Annotated in this window: 19 protein-coding genes; 6 read left to right on the top strand and 13 right to left on the bottom strand. The window is 44.1% G+C overall.

All coding sequences use genetic code 11. From position 1 onward, the window contains the following. Nucleotides 1-124 precede the first annotated feature (124 nt). The gene (locus tag DFP77_RS14475) at nucleotides 125-1,420 is read left to right on the top strand and encodes an MFS transporter (RefSeq protein WP_114412924.1); all 1,296 of its coding nucleotides are present in this window, start codon (nucleotides 125-127) and stop codon (nucleotides 1,418-1,420) included. Nucleotides 1,421-1,539: 119 nt separating this feature from the next. Here the strand turns inward: DFP77_RS14475 and DFP77_RS14480 are convergent, their stop codons facing one another. Next, the gene (locus tag DFP77_RS14480; protein WP_114412925.1) at nucleotides 1,540-2,943 is read right to left on the bottom strand and encodes a M20 family metallopeptidase; all 1,404 of its coding nucleotides are present in this window, start codon (nucleotides 2,941-2,943) and stop codon (nucleotides 1,540-1,542) included. A 107-nt stretch (nucleotides 2,944-3,050) separates the two neighbouring features. Here DFP77_RS14480 and DFP77_RS14485 point away from each other — a divergent pair, with 107 nt between their 5' ends. Then, nucleotides 3,051-3,950, top strand: a complete 900-nt coding sequence (locus DFP77_RS14485; RefSeq protein ID WP_114412926.1) for a LysR family transcriptional regulator — start codon at nucleotides 3,051-3,053, stop codon at nucleotides 3,948-3,950. Nucleotides 3,951-3,974: 24 nt separating this feature from the next. Here the strand turns inward: DFP77_RS14485 and DFP77_RS14490 are convergent, their stop codons facing one another. Together DFP77_RS14490 and DFP77_RS14495 are read right to left on the bottom strand one after the other, a co-directional pair. Beyond that, nucleotides 3,975-5,339 (bottom strand): sigma-54-dependent transcriptional regulator, encoded by a 1,365-nt coding sequence (locus DFP77_RS14490; protein ID WP_114412927.1) that lies wholly within the window; start codon nucleotides 5,337-5,339, stop codon nucleotides 3,975-3,977. After that, nucleotides 5,326-7,242 (bottom strand): sensor histidine kinase, encoded by a 1,917-nt coding sequence (locus DFP77_RS14495; protein WP_258861176.1) that lies wholly within the window; start codon nucleotides 7,240-7,242, stop codon nucleotides 5,326-5,328. The genes DFP77_RS14490 and DFP77_RS14495 overlap by 14 nt, the downstream gene beginning before the upstream one ends. Nucleotides 7,243-7,593: 351 nt before the next feature. Between DFP77_RS14495 and DFP77_RS14500 the strand changes: the two genes are divergently transcribed. The 3 genes from DFP77_RS14500 to DFP77_RS19560 are packed head-to-tail and all read left to right on the top strand — an operon-like array spanning nucleotide 7,594 to nucleotide 10,180. Beyond that, nucleotides 7,594-9,033, top strand: a complete 1,440-nt coding sequence (locus DFP77_RS14500) for a cytochrome ubiquinol oxidase subunit I (RefSeq protein WP_114412929.1) — start codon at nucleotides 7,594-7,596, stop codon at nucleotides 9,031-9,033. Beyond that, nucleotides 9,030-10,043, top strand: coding sequence for a cytochrome d ubiquinol oxidase subunit II (cydB, locus tag DFP77_RS14505; protein WP_239543957.1), 1,014 nt, complete (start codon nucleotides 9,030-9,032; stop codon nucleotides 10,041-10,043). The genes DFP77_RS14500 and cydB overlap by 4 nt, the downstream gene beginning before the upstream one ends. Further along, complete coding sequence (locus DFP77_RS19560; protein ID WP_181858564.1) at nucleotides 10,043-10,180, top strand: hypothetical protein; 138 nt, start codon at nucleotides 10,043-10,045, stop codon at nucleotides 10,178-10,180. The genes cydB and DFP77_RS19560 overlap by 1 nt, the downstream gene beginning before the upstream one ends. A 92-nt stretch (nucleotides 10,181-10,272) precedes the next feature. Here DFP77_RS19560 and DFP77_RS14510 read toward each other — a convergent pair whose 3' ends face one another. The 5 genes from DFP77_RS14510 to DFP77_RS14530 all read right to left on the bottom strand — a co-directional run bounded on the left by DFP77_RS14510 (nucleotide 10,273) and on the right by DFP77_RS14530 (nucleotide 16,467). After that, nucleotides 10,273-12,225: a TRAP transporter permease gene (locus DFP77_RS14510; protein WP_114412931.1), complete on the bottom strand. Its 1,953-nt coding sequence runs from the start codon at nucleotides 12,223-12,225 to the stop codon at nucleotides 10,273-10,275. Nucleotides 12,226-12,235: 10 nt separating this feature from the next. Then, the gene (locus tag DFP77_RS14515; protein ID WP_114412932.1) at nucleotides 12,236-13,174 is read right to left on the bottom strand and encodes a TAXI family TRAP transporter solute-binding subunit; all 939 of its coding nucleotides are present in this window, start codon (nucleotides 13,172-13,174) and stop codon (nucleotides 12,236-12,238) included. A 105-nt stretch (nucleotides 13,175-13,279) separates the two neighbouring features. Beyond that, nucleotides 13,280-14,383: an ABC transporter substrate-binding protein gene (locus DFP77_RS14520; RefSeq protein ID WP_114412933.1), complete on the bottom strand. Its 1,104-nt coding sequence runs from the start codon at nucleotides 14,381-14,383 to the stop codon at nucleotides 13,280-13,282. Further along, a complete protein-coding gene (locus DFP77_RS14525; protein ID WP_114412934.1) occupies nucleotides 14,373-15,803 on the bottom strand; it encodes a sensor histidine kinase in 1,431 nt (476 codons plus the stop codon). Before DFP77_RS14525 ends, DFP77_RS14520 begins: the two co-directional genes overlap by 11 nt. Continuing rightward, complete coding sequence (locus DFP77_RS14530; protein WP_114412935.1) at nucleotides 15,796-16,467, bottom strand: response regulator transcription factor; 672 nt, start codon at nucleotides 16,465-16,467, stop codon at nucleotides 15,796-15,798. Before DFP77_RS14530 ends, DFP77_RS14525 begins: the two co-directional genes overlap by 8 nt. Before the next feature lie 292 nt (nucleotides 16,468-16,759). Between DFP77_RS14530 and DFP77_RS14535 the strand changes: the two genes are divergently transcribed. Beyond that, nucleotides 16,760-17,656, top strand: a complete 897-nt coding sequence (locus DFP77_RS14535) for an EamA family transporter (protein ID WP_114412936.1) — start codon at nucleotides 16,760-16,762, stop codon at nucleotides 17,654-17,656. Nucleotides 17,657-17,667: 11 nt separating this feature from the next. Here the strand turns inward: DFP77_RS14535 and DFP77_RS14540 are convergent, their stop codons facing one another. The 5 genes from DFP77_RS14540 to DFP77_RS14560 form a co-directional block, all read right to left on the bottom strand. Continuing rightward, a complete protein-coding gene (locus DFP77_RS14540) occupies nucleotides 17,668-18,498 on the bottom strand; it encodes an ion transporter (protein ID WP_114412937.1) in 831 nt (276 codons plus the stop codon). A gap of 116 nt (nucleotides 18,499-18,614) precedes the next feature. Beyond that, on the bottom strand, nucleotides 18,615-18,890 hold the full coding sequence (locus DFP77_RS14545) for a hypothetical protein (RefSeq protein WP_114412938.1): 276 nt from the start codon (nucleotides 18,888-18,890) through the stop codon (nucleotides 18,615-18,617). 88 nt (nucleotides 18,891-18,978) lie between these two features. Beyond that, nucleotides 18,979-19,545, bottom strand: coding sequence for a mechanosensitive ion channel domain-containing protein (locus tag DFP77_RS14550; protein WP_114412939.1), 567 nt, complete (start codon nucleotides 19,543-19,545; stop codon nucleotides 18,979-18,981). 21 nt (nucleotides 19,546-19,566) lie between these two features. Then, complete coding sequence (locus DFP77_RS14555; protein WP_114412940.1) at nucleotides 19,567-20,454, bottom strand: AEC family transporter; 888 nt, start codon at nucleotides 20,452-20,454, stop codon at nucleotides 19,567-19,569. 79 nt (nucleotides 20,455-20,533) lie between these two features. After that, nucleotides 20,534-21,526 carry a substrate-binding domain-containing protein gene (locus DFP77_RS14560; RefSeq protein WP_114412941.1) on the bottom strand — a complete coding sequence of 331 codons (993 nt, stop codon included), beginning with the start codon at nucleotides 21,524-21,526 and terminating at the stop codon, nucleotides 20,534-20,536. Between the last annotated feature and the right edge of the window lie 24 nt (nucleotides 21,527-21,550).

Raw genomic sequence — 21,550 nt, forward strand, 5'->3', positions numbered from 1 at the left:
GGCTCTTTATACTTTCGAATATAAGCAAAGAAGTTTTAATAAATGAATAATTGTGCAAAACCTTATCATTCCCTAGTATCGATTAAAGACTTATAAACAATATAAAAGCTATGGAGCCATATTAATGTCAGACACCTACAATGTGGGGAGCGTTGAAGCCTCCACTAAGAAACCCGCAGATAAAAAGTTACTAAAACTCATTGTCGCGTCGTCTATCGGTAATGCGTTGGAATGGTTTGATCTAATTGTCTACGCATTTTTTGCAAGTACCATCTCGAAGCTCTTTTTCCCAACAGATAACGAAACGCTATCCTTGATGCTAGCGCTTTTCGCTTTCGCTATGTCGTATCTTATTCGCCCAATTGGCGCCATTGTTATCGGCGGCTATGCGGACAAAGTGGGACGTAAAGCAGCCATGTTGCTAACAATTTGGTTAATGATGGCAGGGACCTTTCTCATTGCAGTTATGCCTACCTATGAAACAATTGGATTATTAGCTCCTCTCGGTATTTTGCTTGCTCGACTTCTACAAGGCTTCTCTGCAGGCGGGGAGTTTGGTAGCGCAACAGCAATGCTGGTTGAGCATTACCCAGAACGTAAAGGCTTTATTTCTAGCTTTATGTTCGCAAGCCAAGGGCTTAGCGGCTTATTAGGTGCAGGGTTTGGCTTGTTGCTAACAACAACTTTAACTACAGGCCAACTTGAAAGCTGGGGCTGGCGTATTCCTTTCTTCTTCGGCCTATTAATTGGACCCGTCGGTTTATACATTCGCAGACATATTGAAGAAACAACGGAGTTTACAGAGTCAAAAGAAGAAAAAATCCCGCTGATAGAATTGTTCGCCAATAACAAGCTGGGCATTCTATTCAATATAGGCGCCATGATACTGTCTACATCAGTAACTTACTCGATCATTTTCATGCCGACCTATGCCACAAAATACCTTGGTTTAAGTAATTCTATTGGTTACGGTGGCACACTGATCAGCTACACCGTGCTCATGTTCCTCACACCTTTCGTTGGCATTCTGTCCGACCGTATTGGGCGTACTCGTCTTATGATTGGTGCAGGTGTTCTTTTCTTTCTAACCGTTTGGCCAGCTTTTTTCATATTGTCGACTCAACCAACCTTGATCATGCTTGCCAGCGTTCTATTTTGGTTGAGTGTGCTGAAGTCTATGTATTTTGGTGGCCTACCAGCTTTGATGTCGGAAATGTTTCCAACACGAGTCAGAGCTACAGGCATGGCGTTGAGCTACAACATCAGCACGACACTTTTTGGTAGCTTCACGCCCTTCTTACTTGTCTGGTCTATCAGTGCATCAGGTGACCAGCTTGCACCAAGCTATTACTTATTATTCACGAGCTTCGTTAGCCTACTCGCTTTATTTGGCATACGTAGACATTTCAAAATCAATTAGAAAAACGCCCCCTTTTACTTTGCTAACGCCACTTTAATGTGGCGTTTTTTTTGCCATAAGCTTTGCCACAAAAAAAACGGTGGCCTCATTGGACCACCGTTTTAAATACACAAAGACGTTTACTTAGGCCACTGCTCACCCAGATCCCAGAATAAACCTGCCGCGGCTGCTAACCCTTGCTTAACAACACTTTCCAGTAAATGCTCATCAGGTGCATGCTGCTTACAAGATGGATAAGAATGTGGCATCCACACAGTCGGTAGCTCTAATACATCAGCAAAACAATGGTTTGGAATCGTACCGCCTAAATTAGGTAAAACCGTTACGTTCTGTTCCAGCGATGCCTCCATCGAGCTCTTAACAAAACCAACCCAAGGGTGAGTCGGATCTAAGCGAGTTGCGTTATAGCCACCTTCGTAAACAACTTTCACATCTCCTAAACCTTGCTCTTCTAAAAAAGAGGTCAGATTAGAGACAAGGTTTTGCCAATCCGTGCCCGGTACTATACGCAAATGGCACACCGCTTCGGCAACATCAGGAATCGCGCCAATAGGTTTGTTGATATCGCCAGCGCCAATAGCGATGACTTCTAGTGTATTGCAACCGAATAATCGTTCGCCCGCGGTAAGCTCTTTTTCCCCCCATTGATCATTCAATGTTGGGTCGCCAGCATAACCACCAACGGTTAGCGCTTGCATCATCTCAGCAGTCAAACCACTTGGTAACGGTGCTCGTAAACACTCAGCAGTGATTCGTCCACTCGCTGTCGTCAAGCTAGCAAGTGCGTGCTGCAAACGTGTCACAGGATTGGTAATAACACCGCCCCAATTACCCGAATGACGTGCCCCATTACCGGTTTCACAACGCAATCGGAACTGACAAACACCGCGAGATCCCAGAAAAATAGTCGGTGTTTGTGCGTTCAATCTCGGACCATCAGATGCTAAAAACAGATCCGCTTTTAACGATTCTTTTTGCTCACGACAAAAGAGCTCTAAACCTTTAGAGCCAACCTCTTCACTCATCTCAAATAGTATTTTAACGTTGTAGCCCAACTTACCGTGACGAGCATCCAATACCGATTCGAGCGCCAACAGGTTAATCGTATGCTGACCTTTGTTATCCGCTGTACCACGCCCAAAGATCTTTTCTCCGATCTGCGATAATTCCCAAGGATGAGTACCTGCCTGCCATAATTCTATCTGTCCATTAGTAACATCACCATGACCATACGTTAACAGCGTAGGTAGAGACTCATCTTCGATACGTTTAGCGATTAGTAGTGGCGGACAAGACGCGATGGGGTTTGGAAAGATTTCGCACTCAAAACCTAATTTCTCTAACGTTGGCTGAATTTCGTCTGTTAAGTATTTCATCAGTTCAGCACTGGCACCTGGGTTTTGACTTTCTGATGCAAACGCTACTCGACGCGTCAACGTTTCGATAAACTGGCCGTTCATAATGGTTGCAACCGCTTGCTGTAAGGCTACTTCACGACTATCTTGACTAACTACTTGAGACATTACCTCTCCAAAATACAAGAATTTGCTATGGTATTTAGCTTAAGTTGTAATAAGCTTTACAACAATTATCAAATACACAACAAAACCTTCCATAAAATAGAAAGCTTATGAATGACATCTCGTTAAAATATTTTCATGCGGTTGCTAAAACAGGATCACTCTCTGCTGCTTCAGAAGAAATGCACGTTGCCGTCTCTGCAATCAGCCGACAAATAGCCCAATTAGAAGAAAAGCTTCAGCTGACTTTATTCGAGCGTAAAGCACGAGGGATGGCACTCACGCCAGCTGGCGATATTTTATATACCTATGCACTACGCAATACATTGGAATTTAAAAATGTGATGTCGGAAATGAAGGGCATAAGCAATATCCAGCAGCAATCTATCGCACTGGCCTGCCCAGAAGGTATGGCTTGGGACTTTCTTCCCCATATCATTACACAATTTCGTTTGGAGTATCCTAGCGCTCGATTTTCTTTGCAGGTCGTCGACTCAAGTAGAGCCACACAACTGGTGAGAGACGGCAGTGTAGATGCCGCATTTACTTTTAACTTACAACCTGAGCAAGGTGTTGAGGTCTCTCTGCAAGTCCCTTCTCCAGTTGTGGCTTTGCTCTCAAAAAAGCATCCTTTAGCTAGTCAGCAAGAAATCAGCATAAGGGATTTAACCGAGTATCCCATCGCAACATCTGAACCAGGAACAACACTGAGTTACTTGTTCGAAATAGCTTGTCATATTGAAGGTGTGCAAGTCATCCCAGCGTTGTCTAGCAGCTCTGTAGGAGCCATATATACTTTTGTTTGCGAGAGTGACAATGCCATTGCATTATGTGGTGAATTGACGGTTGCTAGACGTGCTCAGAATGATGGACTGGTTATTCTTCCGATCCGCGATCCTTCATTGGCTCAACGCAGCCTTCAAGTACAAATCATGTCGAGAAGGAAATTACCCGTTATCGTAAGGTATTTTTTAAGTCACCTTACCGAGTCGCTTAAAAAGCAAGGCTGATGCTTCATTGGTACCAATATTCGCCTACAGCCCATAGCGCTCGATTTTCTTAATCAACCCTTGTCGGGAAATCCCTAATTGCTTAGCAGCTTGGGTGCGGTTGCCTTGGCTTTTTTTTAAGGCTTGGTTAATCAGCCGAATCTCAAGATCTCGAACTTGCTCGTCTAACGAAGCATCACTTATCGGCGAGTTCGCAGTGGTTTTACGAACGGCTTCGCCACTAGGATAAAGCAGCTGAATGTCTTCCACGGTAATTTGCCCTTGTGGGCAAATAGACGCAACACTTTCTAGGGCGTTTTTCAATTCACGGACGTTACCTGGCCATGACTGATCTCGAAACCATTGCATCGCCTCAGGACTGAGCTGTAACGGTTTAATTTGCTGACTTTGCAAACGCTGTAGAAATGACTGCAGCAATACTGGAACATCTTCGAGTCGCTCCGACAACGCTTGGGTTTCAATATTGACGCCTTTAATGCGGTAATACAGATCTTCTCGAAAACTGCCTTCTCGAACCTTTTCAAGTAAATCTGCATTGGTTGCGGAAATCACCCGAATGTCGATGTATTTCTGCTCTCGACCGCCCACAGGAAAGAAAGTGCCTTCTTGCAGCACTCGCAGCAGCTTAACCTGCATGGCCAGCGGCATTTCACCAATTTCATCCAAGAATAAAGTGCCACCATCGGCCAAACTCAACAAACCAACTTTGTCTTTTTCTGCCCCAGTAAACGCGCCTTTCACATAACCAAACAACTCACTTTCCAATAGATCAGCAGGGATAGCACCGCAATGCACAGAAACAAACGGCTTGGACGCGCGATGACTCAAGTCATGCAAGGTGCGGGAAATCACTTCTTTGCCCGTACCTGATGGCCCAGTCACTAAGACCCGCACATCTGTCGGAGCGATTCGTTCCACCAGCGCCCTGACCTTTTGCGAACTGATTGAATGACCAATATACGCCGACGCCCCTTGGGAAGAATGACTGACTTTTTTTAGCTGAGTCAGCTCTCGTTCTAAAGTGGTTTTGATAATCGCTCGACGTACTACTACCGCTAACATATCTGGGTCAATCGGCTTGGCAATGAAGTCCCATGCTCCAAGTTCAATGGCTTTTAATGCTAAGTCTCGATCTGCGTGACCTGTGATAATAATCACTGGGCGGCCAGCGAATTCGTCCATAGCATCCAAGGTGACTTGTGGATCAAAACTCGGCGGCATGGAAAGATCCAAGAGAATCAGGTCCGCATCAAACGACGCCAAAGCATTCCGCGCTTCGTCTAGGCTGCCCGCCGTTTTCACGTGATAATCTTGATTAGCCAACCAGCGGCTCGCCAGTTCACGAAAAGCAGGTTCGTCATCGACCAGTAATATTTTATTTTGAGTCATGGAATTCTCTGTTTGAAATAGCAGTGCCAGAAAAATGGCGAGGTAAAATAAGCTTGAAGGTCACAGGCCATGTCGAATTAGAACGATGCTGAATCTTCCCGCCATGGGCATCAACAATACGGCGCACAATGGCTAAACCTAGGCCGCTACCGCCTGCTCGCTTAGTCACAAATGGCTGAAATAAAGCTTCGCCTTGCATGCTTGTGTCGATTGCAGGCCCGTTGTTATGCACTTGAATAACGATCTGCTGGCCTTGTTCTTTGGCTTCAATAAATAACTTGCCATCTGGCCTATTACGCAAAAAAGACACGGCGTTATCAATGAGATTAATAAACACCTGCTGTAGTCGTTGGGGGTCAGCATCCAGCTCAATCGATTCATCGATATCTAGCTCAAACGCCACACCTTCTAGCTGGGCTTGCGCCAGTACGCTAGCAATTAATGATCGCAATGGTGTGGCAACAATTTGCAATGACAAACTACCGGAATAGACCAACATATCGCTCACCAAACGATCCGCACGTTTTAGCTGAGTTTGAATATGCTGGCGCGTTTCGGCTGGTGCGTCATAAGCCGCCATGGAGATAATATTCAGAGGATTGCGCAGCTCATGGGCCATCGCTGCAGATAAACTCCCCAGCTCGACCAGATGCTGTTCGTCCATGCGTTTTCGTTCGGCTACCGCCAGGGCCAACGAACGTTCAAGCAAACCACAACTGGTCGTGAATAAAGACGCAAACACTTCCGCCGTCAAACGCATACCTGGGCTGGCATCTTCCCAACCGATTAATACAAAGTGCCAATCAGACTCCGATCGAAACACTTGTATGGCCAATGCATTATTCTGCTCATCTACCGAGTGATCGCCGTGTTGCAATTGAATCGCTACATTTTGTCTTATTTGTCGCGAAAGTAACTGCTCACCAACACTTGTCAATTCTGTCCAATACTGAGCCTCTTTCAATTGCGTTGACCAAGTATCTAATACCGCTTCATTTAATGAGGCTCCGGGATAAATCAGCCGAGAAATTAAGCGACTCAAGGGCTGATATATCAGCGCAGCTACCACCAAGATCAGCAAGGAATACAACCAGAGTTGCCAACTGGGTACATTGGCCAGCGCCTGCAAACCGATACGGCCAGACACCACACTAATTACCGCGATCACACAGAGAATCACCAACATCATGGCGACCCAAAGCAAGGCCCGATTAGCGAACGCATTAACCGATAAAATCTGATAACGAACTACTGCATAAACCAGCAGTAGTAGATACGTCGGCAGCAGTAACATGGGGTAAGGGAACCAGCTAATGCCGAAAGAAGGAAACACAAAGCTGGTCGCCAACAACAAGCCCCACGCACCAACGCCAAACATGGCGAGAATCGATCGTTTCTTGTTGCCAGAATGACGATACCAACCAAACAGCAAAACACCATGAGCCAAGATGCCGATCAACACGGTATAAGCGAGATTCCACACCCCGGCCTCGGTAAAAATAAAAAAGGAACGTGTATCCAAGGTACTGATAGCATCGCCCGCGCCTATCCACCAACTCTGTAACACCACTGCGAAACTAGTGAGATAAAACCAAGGCACCGCACGATATAAATGCTCAAGCATCGGCTCTTTAACGGGAACAGAGTTCACAAAACGAATGGCAAAGTGTAAAAAGAAGGCCGGCATCAGTGGGTTGGCGAGAATGATATGAATGCCAATTTGCTCGTAGCCTTGGAACAAGACCACATGCCCAAAGCACCAAATCGCCATCATAATGGCAAAACCTGCCAAGGCTTGTAGGTCACTTTGTTTTCTGGCTCGCCACAATAACCAGACCGCGACCAAGACGCCGCACACACTGGTCACCAGCATGGCCGCTTCAAACATCAGGGAAAGTGTCAAAATCGTAAACCTCGTTTACACCTAAAAGTGAGAAAATCGTAAACCTTTTTTACACTTCATGCAAAGACGAAAATTTTTCCTTTAAAATCAATAGTATAAATTTAACTAATAATTGGCCTGTCCCTTGCTGTAGGTAAGGCAAGCTTGATTTAAATCAAATCATTTTCAAATAACAGGACAAGCATCATGAATACTGGATTTTTAATGACCGAAATCATCGCGCTTTTTAGCATTGTTGGCTTAGCCCTATTACCTCTGGCTTTGCAGCAAATGCGTACGCTAAGAGTTAAGAGAAACGCCTAACCTTATCTATATATCTCTTAACGCTTATCGATTCCCAAGGGAGCCATTATGGACCTCGATGTCGCCATCTTATCTCGCATACAGTTCGCCTTTACTGTGAGCTTTCACATTATTTTCCCCAGCATCACCATTGGTTTGGCGACGCTAATTGCCATTTGGGAAGGCTTATGGCTCAAAACACACAACCCTTACTACTTGCAGCTCGCCAAGTTCTGGATCAAACCCTTTGCCATTACATTCGGCATGGGCGTGGTGTCTGGCATTGTCTTGTCCTATGAATTTGGTACTAATTTCTCCAAATTTTCCGAAATGACTGGGGCTGTGATTGGGCCACTGATGGCCTATGAAGTGCTCACTGCTTTCTTCATGGAAGCTGGCTTTCTTGGCGTTATGCTGTTCGGTTGGCAACGCGTTGGACGAAAACTGCATTACTTCGCTACTCTCACCGTAATGGTAGGTACTTGGATTTCAGCGTTTTGGATCATTGTAGCGAACTCTTGGATGCAAACTCCAACAGGGCACAAAATCGTCAACGGTAAATTCGAAGTCGAGAGCTGGATGGAAGTCATCTTCAATCCATCTATGCCTTACCGCTTCACTCACATGGTGGTTGCTTCGTTAATCACTGCGACTTTCGTGGTAGCAGGTATCAGTGCTTATTATTTGCTGAAAAAGAAAAACATTCCTTTTGCAAAAAAAGGCCTGTCTATGTGCATGTGGTTTGCCTTGGTGCTAACGCCACTGCAAGCATGGATAGGTGATATGCATGGCTTGAACGTAAGAGAGCATCAGCCCACTAAATTGGCGGCCATGGAAGGTATTTGGCCTGCGGAAGAAGCAAACGTTCCTCTACTGCTATTCGCTATGCCCAATATGGAAACCGAATCAAACGATTATCAGGTTGGTATTCCTAATCTTGGTAGCTTGATTTTGACTCACTCTTGGGATGGTGCAGTACAAGGCTTAAAAGCCGTTCCACCTGAAGATAGACCGAACGTACCACTAGTGTTTTGGTCTTTCCGCGTCATGGTTGGCATTGGCTTTGGTATGATGGGCATCGCGGCGCTAGCGCTCTTGTTACGTCGAAAAGGCCGCTTGTATGAAAACAAAGCCTTCTTATCTCTGGTGACACTCTTTACGCCGATGGGAGTCATTGCGGTGCTGGCAGGTTGGTATGTGGTGGAAATTGGCCGTCAGCCTTGGATTGTCTATAACCTCGTTAGAACGTCAGAGATCGTATCACCACTTCCTCCGGAGCGTGTGCTCTTTACCTTGACCATGTTTGTCATCATTTACAGCTTACTGATCGGTGTTTATCTCTACTTTATGCGTAAGTTGATTAAAAAAGGGCCGCCTTCCATGGAAGCGCTAGAACAACAATTGATTGGTATGAAAGCGCCGGGCTATGCATTGGCTTGGGTAAAGTCGCTAACAACGAAAGAACAGCAAGCAAACGATCAAACTTCACAAGCACAAGGAGATAAATGATGGATTTGGCTTTTTTCTACTTCCTCGTCTTAGGCTTTGCCATCTTTATGTACGTGCTACTCGATGGCTTCGACCTAGGGATTGGCATTCTCTACCCTTGGTTTAACCAAGAAGGCGAGCGTGATCATTTAATGCGTTCTATCTCACACGTTTGGGATGGCAACGAGACTTGGTTAGTCTTTGGTGGAGTCGTCTTGTTTGCCGCCTTTCCAGCGGCTTATGCGGACATTGCCTCAATATTTTATCTACCCATCATGCTCATGCTGTTTGCTTTGATCTTTCGCGGTGTGGCGTTCGAATACCGGTTTAAGTCCGATACCTCTCGACCTTATTGGGATTTTGCCTTCAGCGCAGGGTCTGCTATTGCGGCATTTTGCCAAGGCATGTTGCTAGGCTCAATCGTTCAAGGCGTGCCAGTCGGTGTCGACAGTTTATCTAGCCTGCATTGGTTAACGCCGTTTTCTATATTGACTGGCTTTTCCGTAATGGCTGGCTATGCACTATTAGCCGCTTGTTATCTGTTTATGAAAAGCCGTGGCCGTATTCAAGAGCATGCAGCGACATTGGGCAAACAACTCTTGATTATCACTATTTTGGCTATGGTCATTGTGAGCTTGTGGACAGTGGCTAGCCAAGTGGGCATTCGACAGCGCTGGTTCTCTGGCTTGAATTTCTTGTGGCTATCGCCACTGCCTATCATCACCTTGGTGGTCGCGGTGTTGGCTTGGAAAGATTTAAACAGCCACGCCACAGGAACCGTTCACCACGAAGGTCGACCTTTTTGGTATGCAGCAACACTCTTCTTACTGGGTTTTGCTGGGCTTGTCGTTGGTTTATTCCCTTACTTAATACCAAGACAGTTAACCTTTATGGAAGCAGCATCGCCAGACAGCAGCTTGCTTTTCTTACTGCCAGGTATATGCATCTTCGTGCCCTTGATTTGTGCCTACACTTTATGGGGTTATCGCGTCTTTGCCGGTAAGGTGGAAGATTATCAGGAGGGTTACTAATGTCACTCAAAAGCCTGAAAGAAAAAGCCGCCAAACTCAAATCGTGGCAATGGTTTTTGCTGCTGTACGGCATCGGCTTTATTGCCATATTAACCGCATCTTATGGTATTAAACTGCTAATGACGGGATTGCCTTGAGCACTGCTATTCGCATAAAAAAGCCTCGCACTTTACAACTTTAAGTGCGAGGCTTTTTAGCATTATTCAGTAAGAGGTTACGACAATAATCGTTACACTTTAGCCGCTTTAAACGTATCGGCTTTCGCGCCGATACTTGCTTTCACTAGCAAAACTGCAAACACTATCACACCCAATACACGTGCACTGACCACAAACAAGGAAGTATCCGTAGCAGCCGCAGGCCAAGCAATAAGTACCGCAGCAACAACATATAGCAAACGAGTTACCCAAGATAAGTTCTCACGCAACCAGCCAGAAAAACCAATGCTCATCGATGCGGTGGCCAAGGCCGCAAATGAGATCGCCGCGATAACACTCGCCGTTGTCCCAATCAATAAAATACCCGGCATAGTCACAAACAAGAACGGGACCAAGAGTTTAACAAAACCTAATCGCATGGATTCAACTGCCGTTTCATTAGGTTCGGCACCAGAAATTGTCGCCGCCGCATAAGCCGCTAATGCGACAGGTGGGGTAATAGCAGACACTAAACCAAAGTAGAAAATGAACATGTGTGCTGACAAAGTTTCCATACCAAGTTGTGTCATCGCAGGTGCAACCAATACCGCGAGCAACAAATACGCAGCTGATGTTGGTAATCCCATACCCAAAACAAAAGACGCCAATGCGGTGAGTAATAAGACGGCCCACAAATTGCCGTCGCCCAGCTCAATGATCAAACCAGACAACATCAGGCCCATACCGGTCAAATTCAGTATCCCGATAATAACGCCAGCGGCTGCAACAGCCGCCACTATCGGTAGCGTCGAAGACAAGGTTTCCTTACAAGCCGCTATCAAATCGACCACATTTATACGAGTGGCTTTTTTCCAAGGACAAACAAGCAAACCAGCCAAAATCCCCATAACGGCCGCTTGGGTTGGTGATTTACCTGAAATCATCAGACCGATTAAAACCACCAGCGGAAGCAAAAGATAGCTCTTTGTTCTCAGTGTATTTAATAACAATTGTAAGCCAGCTTCGGTATCCCTTTCTAAATTAAGGCGTCCAGCTTCTAGCCGCACTGAAATCATCAGCGCTAAAATATACAAAAGTGCAGGAACCAAAGCGGCCATTGCAACTTCCGCATAAGGAATCCCAATCATTTCTGCCATCAAGAAAGCAGCAGCCCCCATGACCGGTGGCATAATTTGCCCCGCCGAAGACGCAGCGGCTTCGATCGCTCCAGCCAGTTTTGCACTGTAGCCTACGCGTTTCATCAACGGAATAGTAAAAGTGCCTGTAGTCACTACGTTGGCCACAGCGCTGCCGTTAAGGGAGCCAAGCAATGCGCTAGACAAAGCCGCAGATAAGCCAGGGCCACCTTGCACACGTCCAGTCAAACCACGGGCCAAATCAACAAAAACTTCACCCGTACCAATTTTAGTTAAAATGGCACCAAACAAACCGAAGAGGAAAATATACTCAACGGCGACCCCCATTGGTACACCATAAACCCCTTCAGTCGATAACATCAGAGTTGACGTCAGACGGCTTAGATCATAACCACCATGACCATATTTACCAGGGATCAAATAGCCAAAATACGCATAAAGAAAAGCAAGGGCCATCAAAATAATCAATGCCCTACCTACAGCAATACGAACAAAGACAAACACCACCGCAATCAGAGCAATAAAGATCAACCTATCTTGCTCAACCGACATAGCGCCGCGCATGACAATATCAATGTAGTAATGCCACAAGTAAGGCCCCGGAATTAAAGCCAATAGGGCCAATAGATAAAACACGCCACGGCCCATGATATTCTTGTACCTTAGCGCGTAAAACAGCATGGCAGCAGCCGCAACTAGGGAGAAAAACGTAGACCTCAATAGCAACGCGGTAATGCCGCCATAATACGCACCATACAGCACAAGACTGGCGATTCCAGCGGCGATCACACTAAACAATAAAGAGACTGCTAGACGTTCCTTGCCACCAGCGAATTTTGATTCAAGGAGCAAACTTTGAAAGCCATTGCTGGAATCTGATTTCAACATAATAGCTCTCCTAGTTTTCGCTTACTTCGTCATAATATTTTTTCGCACCTGGGTGCAATGTAACAGGAGTGCGTTTTGCGGTTTCTAACGAAATTGCTTTTGCTTGTGGGTGAATTTGACCAAGCTCATCTAAATGAGAAAAAATTGCTTTGGTGATGTTATAAATTTTGCTCTGATCTTCTTTACCGCTGGTGAACAAAATAGCAGGATCATTAATCATCAAAATCTGTTTGGTTTGATCTGGGTAGGTTTCAGCAGGCAGAGAGTAAGCTTGATAGAAAGGGTATTTTTGGATCAAACTATCGAGTTTATCAATATCAGCTGACAACAATTTCATGTCGGTTTGTGAATCAAGATCAATCAAAGAAGAAGTCGGTGCACCAGCTAGAACCACTGTGGCATCAACTTGACCATTTACCAGCGCTTTTACACCTTCATTATAAGACAGGAAACGTGGTGTAATATCGTCAAAGACACCATACTCTTGTAACAAACGTGTTGCTAAAACAGCGGCATTACTTCCTGGAGGCCCCATGCTGACACGCTTGCCTTTTAAGCCTTCAAAGGAGTCGACTCCTTTTCCTGAAATCGTTGCGACCTGCAACACTGCTGGATATAAATAGGCAATACCAGCCACGTCCAAAGGTCCGCTAACTTTAAATGGGCCTTGGCCATTTTTTGCTTCAAACAAAGTTGAAGAAGAAGATAAACCCATTGTCATTTGGCCCGCAGCAACACGATGGTTGTTTTCAACAGATGCACCTGTTACTTCTGCGCGTGCAGTAGTGTTGTCCATATGCTTGTTAAGGGTTTCAGAAATCCCTGCACCAATCACATAGAACAAGCCGCCAGTTCCACCTGTTCCAATGGATACACGTTCTGCTGCTTGAACAGGATTATTGACTAAAGTCGCACACAAGGCACTCGCTATAAGCAGTTTTTTAAACATAATATTCTCCAACTTATTTTTGTTTTGTTATTGCTTAGAACACTCTAGCGAGGAAACCTTTCATGAACCTTTCATGGGTCTTGAATACTTCATAAAAAATAAAAGCTATTGAGAAAGATTGTTAGGCTCAGCAAACATAGCATTGTCCCATTCATGATAAATAAGTTGTTTTTTGGCATCGTCTGTTTGAATAAGCAGTTCTAAGCCAAGAGGAATTGGACGAAAAATCCCATGTGGTAATTTACTCAATTCGTCTCGACTATATGGACCTTTAACCTTTGTACTTATTGGCGTAATACCTGATTGATTAGCAAGTACATGCTGCCCTTCTGGAGACAATAAGAGATCAATGAATCGCTTTGCCAATGTCGGCTGTTGAGCATCACGAGGAATAAATGCGGTGCGCATTATGATCGTCGTATAATCTGTCGGCATGATAGTTTTAATCCATGCATACTTTTGCGACCACTGATAGGAATAGGCACCAACAAGATTATAAGCGATGAATATCTGGCCTTTTAAAAGCGCATTTAGCATAGAGGAAGTATCCGTATAAAGCCGAGCTTGATGTCTCCCAAACGCTTCCAATAACCGACCATAACTACGGGATTGCTGACCGTCATAGGCCCATGTTAAGTAACCCAATCCAGATTGCTCAATATTAAATAAGCCCATTTTATCGTCTAACAGATAATTTTTATTCCGGATCAAATTCAATAACTGCTCACGACTTTGAGGCAACACGTCTCCTGCCAGAATATCGCTGTTTATAGCTGTCACGATTGGTTCGTAAGTAAAACCAAATAACTCATTTCGCCAATGTGCCCCCTTGGGAACATTAACAAGCTCTGGCGAGTTATAAGCCAATGCGTAACCATCGTTTGCCAACTTAAACTGAAGATCCATCGCTGGGCTAAGCATAACATCCGGTCTAACGTTAGGCAGAGATATAAATTGCTCATATAAATGACGAGTATTCGACTCCGTGTAATGAATGGCTACATTCGGATACTTTTCTTGGTATGCCCTAAACAATGGCTCAATTGCCTGATGATTTACAGCACCATAAATAGCGAGCACATCCTCTTGATGATTGGGTTGTTTATTCAAACTCGGGAAAGCGATATAAGAATCTTGTCGCACTGCATCAGCAAACACCATACGACTAACCAAAATTAAACCAAGCCCTAACAGATAACTAACTTTCATACGACAGTCCTTTTCGTTGGGGGAAAATGACTTCTACAATTAATCCGGTTGGCTGATTGTCTTTTAAGTGAAATCTAGCGTCATGGTGTTCCGCCACGTCTTTAGCAATAGATAAACCGATCCCAGAACCTGATGCGAAATTGTCAGGACTACGATAAAAGTACTCGAAAATATGCTCCTTATCCTGATCCGATACACCCACTCCTTGGTCTCGAATTTGTAGCACAATTAAGGGTACGGATTGCTCAAAAACAATCATTAACTCAACTTCAACCACACCGCCTTTTGGGCTGTATTTAATGGCATTTTCGATGATATTTTGCAGCATTTGCTTGAGAGCAAACTCATCTCCGTTAATTGTTGCCTTTATATCTCCAACGTATTCAATCTCCACTTCCCGCTCTAAAGCCCAAACCACCAGATCACGACAAGTCTCTTTGATCACATAGTCCAAAGACACAGGGCTAAAAGGATGACTCTGATAACGATGTGTCAACGTAGCGCGGCTAAGAAGCTGATTGACCGTATTGGTCAATAGGTTACTACTTTCTAAAATATGCTGTAGCTGCTTTTGTCGTAACATTTCATCGGTTTCATCTATTGCGTTTTGCGCCTGTGAATTTAGGCCAGCCAAAGGCGTTCGGATCTGATGAGCCGCTTCTGCTGTAAAACGTTTTAGTCGATTTAACGTACTATCCAGCTGAGCCATAAAATAATTAATACTTTTTAGTAAAGGAGCTATCTCACTGGGAACATTTGCATCTAAAGGAGACAGCTCTTGAGACGAGCGCTCTGTAATGGCTTGCTTGATCGTTTGCAATGGTTGCAATACTCGCCAAATAACGAAAAGCAATAAAAGTAACGTGATAAAGAAAAACAAAGTAACAAATTGCAGTGCCATTTGGCTGATTTCCGTCGCCGCTGCGCGCCGAGCATCTAATGTTTGGCCAACAATAATAAAAACATCGTTAACACTATCTCCCTCTAACAGGCGTTTCCCTAACGCAACAAAACGAACCATCTCATCGCGATACATAGCTTCATAATAAATAGGAATAAATTTTTCTTTCTCGCTGGATTGCTGAAGCAACTGGGTAAACGGGATATTAGGAAGATCTTTGTAACCTGTCAGCACCTGATACTGTCCATTCATAATGGAATAAAACGCGCGGTCTGAGGTAGACAAGGCCAACGTCTCAAAGGCTGAGACTGGCAAATCAATATAAACCCTAGCGTCTAAGATATTAATATTTTCAGCCATCTGCAAAGCAGACCCATATAGCAAACGGTCATACGACTCTTTCGCTGTTCGGTTCGCATAAACGTGAGCACTCCACAGAGCCAACACGTTGATGAAAATTAGTACCGTGGCTACCATAAGAATCAATTGTCGACGAATTGAGGTAGTCGCTTTAGCCATGGTATTTTTCCAATAAGTAACCTAGGCCACGAATGGTTCGGATTTGAAGATCGCTGTTCTGTAGCGACTTTCTTAACCTTGTCATGTAAATCTCAATCACACTGGGATTTGGGTTTTCATTAAAATTGTAGATGTGCTCGATCAAAGCTTCTTTACTTAACACGCGACCAGTGTGGCTCATCAGCACTTCTAACAATCGAAATTCCCGTTGCTTTAACTCGATTAAGTGACCATCCACCATCACCGAACAGGACTGTAGGTCTAAACTGACATTACCGTACTCAATTGTATTATGGGCTTGCCCTTGGCTACGACGAAGTAAGGCCCGACAACGTGCTTCCAGCTCGCCAAAATCAACTGGCTTGGTCATATAATCATCCGCCCCTAGGTCTAGAAGTTCTATGCGATCTTTCATTTCATCACGGGCGGTCAACACAATAACAGGCGTGTTAGAATGCTTTTTTCGCAAGATCTGTAAGATTTGGTGGCCTGTTATATCAGGTAAATTCAAATCCAACAGCATCAGGTCATATTCTTGCACAGCTAACATATGATTAGCTTGCAACCCTGTCTGGGCAAGATCAAGACCATGCCCCATTCGACTGATTCTTTGGCTAATGGCTTCGCCTAAAATACGGTCATCTTCTACTACTAAAATACGCATGATGCTGATGCTCTTGTGACTCTTTTATTGTTATAAGGCTGATTGAGTATGTGATGCTCCCTCTTGACTAGGGAATTTATCAATTTAGCCTATATTCCAATATGAATGAATGGGCTATCACTTCTATTAATGGATTTGCTGAAAAATGAATACCGTGTATTCCTCAACAATAAAGGATTCTCTTGATCTTTGTCCTCCATTCTTCCTTTATCTGTCCATGTGCAAACTTATCGAAAACACGTAAAGTAACTGACTGCTTTACGCCCCTTCATAATATGGTTAAGGACTAGACATGATTCGCAAAGATATGTTTTTGGCGCTTTTTATTATTGTAGCGTGGGGCTTTAACTTTATTGTGATGCGCTGGGGCTTAGATGAACTCACGCCAATGATGTTAGGCGGATTACGTTTTCTCGTTATTGGTATGATTGGTTGCTTCTTTTTCTCTCGACCGAACACGCCGCTGCTTTGGTGTATTGGTTATGCCTTGTCATTAAACTTTGGGCAGTTTGCCTTTTTATTCAGCGCCATGTCATTTGGCATGCCAGCAGGACTTGCTTCTTTGGTGCTGCAATCTCAGGCGATTTTCACCTTGCTATTCGCTATTTTATTGTTAAAAGAAGCAATACGACCATATCAAGTACTCGCAATTGGCATTGCGATTGGAGGCTTGGCGATCATCGGCTTAGACAATGAAGATACCACCATGACAGCACTGGGATTCGGCTTAACCTTGGCAGCGGGATCTAGCTGGGCATTAGGTAATATTTTCACTAAAATTATCAGCCGCAAAGGCTACGATGCCAATCTAAATCTAATCGTTTGGTCGAGTTGGATTCCGCCAATCCCTTTCTTTATTTGTGCGTACTTCATTGATGGTGGCGCTGTCATGTGGAGCAATATAACTGAGTTAAGTTTTAAATCTATTGCTTCACTTGCTTACCTGTCACTCTTTGCTACCTTAGCTGGGTATGGGATGTGGAGCTATTTATTGTCACGCTACCCTGCAGCAACTGTAGCACCATTGACCTTAGGCGTTCCGGTTGTGGGCTTAACATCAGCAGAAATATTTCTATCTGAAACAGTTAGCGCGATGCAATGGATGGGGATTTTCATCGTGTTACTTGGCTTGATGCTGAACACATTTGGTGGCCGCTGGCTAAGAAAAGTTAACCAGCAAGCCGTTTAAAACGCGAGGAGCTATTCTTTTTTATCTTGTTGCGCGTCGATTTTATCAGCTAGGCGCGCCACTTGAGCTTGCAACTCTGAAATTTGAGTCACTAAGGCTTGGTGATGATTTTCTTGATTTTCGTGCTCTTCTTCTGCCGTTTCGCGTGTCATTACATCTAACACAACACCTACCATCATGTTTAAAAACACAAATGCGGTTAAGAAAATAAAGATGATGTAAAAGATCCAACTAAACGGGTACACGTCCATAGTTTCGTACATGACATCCGTCCAATCCTCGAACGTCGCAACACGAAAGAGCGTCAGCATAGAAATCGCGATATCGCCCCAAAGCTCCTCGTTTACATGATGGAAAAAGATGGAACCAACCGCCGCAAAGATGTAAAAAATAATAAACATCAACAAGGCGATATAACCCATTTTGGGAATAGCCTTGAGCAAGGCGTTAATCAAGAATCGCAGATCAGGAATAATTGAAACCAGACGCAAAACACGAAACACTCGTAGCAAGCGTGCTACAAGAATCATCTCGGTCTCGGAAATTGGCATCAAACTACCAGCTACAATAATAGTGTCGAAAATATTCCAAGGATCTTTAAAGAAATGACGTTTATCATCACAAGCAATGAAGCGCAGACTAAGTTCGACTAAGAAAAAGACGGTGATGAAATTGTCTAAGTAATTGATGGCTTTTTCAATGCCGTACGGTAAAGCATAGGTTTTGGCACCAACGGTGAGTGCCGCGACCACAATAATACTAATAATAAAGCCCTGAAACCACGCACTCCGCTCAATGCGCTTCATCATGGCAAACAAACTTCCAGAATGATCTATTTCCATTTTCCCTACACCTAATATGCAATCTTAACGGCCCGAATCAAAGACAGGCTACGCCATATTAAGTTCATATCCGGCATAAGAAAAGCAGAAGTAGATTTAGAGGCCAGACTTGCAAGTTATGTACGTTTTACTCGCACGACTTTCATGATCTCTACAGGAATACCTGCGACCATTTCTTGAGCAGGATAATAAGTGAGGTTAACGCGAGCACCGCGCAAAGTACGATATTTACCCTGACGTTTGAAACGAAAAGGAACGTCGTAGCCTTCGATCATCAAGGTATGTAGGACCCAATCCTCTTGGGGACGTTGGGCGTGGGATTTCACTTTCAGCGCATCCGAATGAATGAGCTCATCATTGTTTTTTAATAAGGACTCAGGATCAGATTTCACTAGAGGCTTCTCTTCTTATCGATGAAAGCGTCTTAGTATGACACAAATATCCCAAATCTTAAAAAAACTGATCATTTTTTGTTCTAAACTAAGCAGAATTGCCCTTACCTTCTACTTTATTTGCTGATGTAGTTGGGGTTTGAAATTGACTCATGGCTAAGGCAGTCTCTCGATTATCAAACCGCACGACGGCTTTTTGTAGAATCAAACTATTAGGATACGTGACTACATCATTAGACAAACGCTGAATAATCACGTGAAAAGTCGAAATTTCTATAATTTGTCCAAGAATCTCATCGTCTTTATCGACGACTTTAACCCAATCGCCGACCCGATAAGGGAAGCCAAAGAAGATAATCAAACTTGCGGTGATGTTGCTCAAAATAGACCATTGAGCAAATAAAGCCACACCCACAACAGCAAATACCGATGAGAAAAATATAGCCAGTTGGCCGTAACCAATGCCCAGCACAATACAAACTAATAAAACAAAAATAGCCGTAAAGCCCAAATTAAGCATTTTCGACACATAAGTAATACGGACTTCATTGGCGTATTTTTTCTGTCCCAGAAGTGTCACACTGGACTTCAAGATACGAGAAACAATGATATACGCCACTACCAATAAAGCGATTAGGCCTATCTGTACTAACATATCTTTTCTCCTAGGACTTATTTATAGAACATAAAACAACACACAGGGAACAATCCCCACACTCATCAAATTACTGATTAACACAATCGACGCCACTTTATGAGGCTCTTGTTGATATAGCTCTGCCACCATGTAATTCAACACGGCTGGCGGTAAACAGGCGAAGATCAACAAATAAGCAAAATTCTCCGGTGACATACCAACGACGTAATACCAAATAACAGCAATAATCAGACCACTTAATGGACATAAGAAACCACTTATCACGCCCAGTTTCCACTCACTAAAGTCCACATTGGTCATACGCACACCAAGCGCAAATAGCATCAGTGGAATTGCAATTTGCCCCATCATATCCACAGACACTTTCACTGCTGGCATCACAGTCCAGCCTTGTAAACTCCAAATTAATCCCAGTATTGTGGCGATGATCATTGGCATTTTTACTACATTAAGAAGATTGGACTTTGGGTTTAACAAATACATACCCACCGTAAAATGCAGCAAGTTTTCAGTAAGAAATAACACCACGGCAATAGGTAACGCGGACTCACCAAACGCCAATACGATCAGTGGAATACCCAAATTTCCACTATTATTAAACATCATAGGAGGAACTAAAGTTTTAGGCGAAATTTTTAACCACTTGCACAACGGCCAAACCAGTAAGCCTGAGCCCAATACAACCACTGTAGCCGCAATAATTAAGTCTACGTATAAAGCGATATGGAACTCTTTTGAGGCCATCACGGAAAAAATAAGAGCAGGGCAAAAAATGCTGATGTTTAAACGATTCGCCACCGTCATATCAGTAGGACGAACTCGCGCATAAAAAAAACCAACGAGTACAATACTTGCTAGGGGAAAAACAGTGTTAAATATTTGAGTAAATAGCGTAGAAGTGTCCATTAATAGCCTCTATAACGAAGGCCGTTAGCTTAACGCTCTTGCCAAAAAAGACCAAGTGGCAATTCAGTCTCAATAAGGATCAAGGTTTCTCAACCAGTACAGAAGGGATCAAAATAAAACGCTGAGCCACGTCTTTGCCTTTTAACAAATCCATGCCGATCTCGATGGCTTTTTCCGCCATAGGTATGGGGCGCTGAACAGCGGTCGCAACCCAAGGGTTATCCTGTTGTTTAATAATATCAGTAGCAAAAGGCGCACCGTCAATCGACGCTAACACAAACTCACTGCGTTTGGCCTGTTGCGATGCCCGTAAAGCACCAAATGCTGTTGGATCGTTAATGGTAAATACCGCATCGATATGATCATACTCTTCCATTAGATAGGTCATGGCCTCCATTCCGCCCTCGACACTGCCAGTGCCATTCATTCTGTCACTCAACAGGGTAATATTTGGGTACTTATTTAAGGCTGATTTACAACCTGCAACTCGTTCTATAACAGACGATACTAAGACACCATTAATAATGACGAAGTTACCTTGGTAACCGATTTTTTCGGCCAGTTTTTCACAGGCAATGACACCAGCTTGGACATTGTCAGTGGTAATAGTGGCATCTGCGCCTTGAGCATTTACGTCTACTGCAATCACTTTAATACCGGCTCGTTGTGCTTTAGCGACAACGGCGGCAACCTTGTATTCATCCGCGGCGGTTAGGACGATCAAGTCGACTTTCTGCTCGATAAAATCATTGATTTGACCAATTTGTCGCTGCCAATCGTAAGCATCTGAACGAATTAGCATCTTAACAGGCTCACCCGCTAACTCTTCCGCTTTTGCTGATACAGTCTCCACCAGCTGAACGAAATAAGGGTTCCCCAAATCAGCTACGCTAATACCAATCGATTTAAGGGGTTGAAGCTCTGAAGATTGTGGCTCTGAGGATTGAGAGGCCAATGGGGAAAGCGATACAGCAAAAATAGCAACAGCCAATAGGCTTGGCATTGGGCGATAGCCCTTCCAAAACTGTCGAGCTTTTATGAAACGCGACATTGACTGTTTAAATAGGCTCATAATATTTCCCCTGATGAAAGGCCG

The sequence above is a fragment of the Marinomonas foliarum genome (assembly GCF_003337275.1).
GTDB lineage: Bacteria > Pseudomonadota > Gammaproteobacteria > Pseudomonadales > Marinomonadaceae > Marinomonas > Marinomonas foliarum.